This window comes from Limnospira sp. PMC 289.06, assembly GCF_032350395.1.
Classification (GTDB): domain Bacteria; phylum Cyanobacteriota; class Cyanobacteriia; order Cyanobacteriales; family Microcoleaceae; genus Limnospira; species Limnospira platensis.
Genome location: NZ_JARPLC010000444.1, coordinates 1 through 568, shown reverse-complemented (window position 1 = coordinate 568; position 568 = coordinate 1). Strand labels below are relative to the sequence as shown.

General features: G+C 46.3%; 1 protein-coding gene. It reads left to right on the top strand.

Annotation, left to right across the window (positions count from 1 at the left end; translation table 11 throughout):
• Positions 1 to 85: 85 nt before the first annotated feature.
• A partial coding sequence (locus P5674_RS25700; RefSeq protein ID WP_315670473.1) for an IS630 transposase-related protein occupies positions 86 to 568 on the top strand: 483 nt, incomplete at its 3' end.

Below are 568 nucleotides of genomic sequence, written 5' to 3'. Positions count from 1 at the left end.
AATGGTCAGGAGTGCGCTCCTTATATTCAACCAAGGGGTTGAAATACCCATCAGGCGGTTATTTCGGGTATTGCAACCCTATTTCATGCCTGAACGTCTCGCACTTTTTCTCAAGGTTATAGCACAAGACAGAACAGTTAGGACGTATAATGGCAAGGATATCTACAGAAGACCCAAAAAGCCAGCCCCCTACAGTTACGACCTTAGACAAAAAGTTATTAATGCAATTGAACTAGACGGTATGCCCAAAACAGAAGCCAGTCAAGTTTTCCATGTCAGCCGGAACACCATCAATCTCTGGCTGCAAAGAAAAGAACACACCGGCGACTTCCTCCCTAAACCTAATCGCCCACCTGGTCATAGCCACCAAATTACCGACTGGCACAAATTCAAGGCTTTTGCCCAAGAGCATGGCCACAAAACCTCCGCTCAGATGGCTGAACTTTGGGATGACGACATCTCTCCTCGCACCATATCCAGAGCCTTGAAGAAAATTGGCTTCACCAGAAAAAAAACTTACGGCTACCAAGAACGTGATGAGCAACAGCGAGAGGAGTTTATTGCTCAG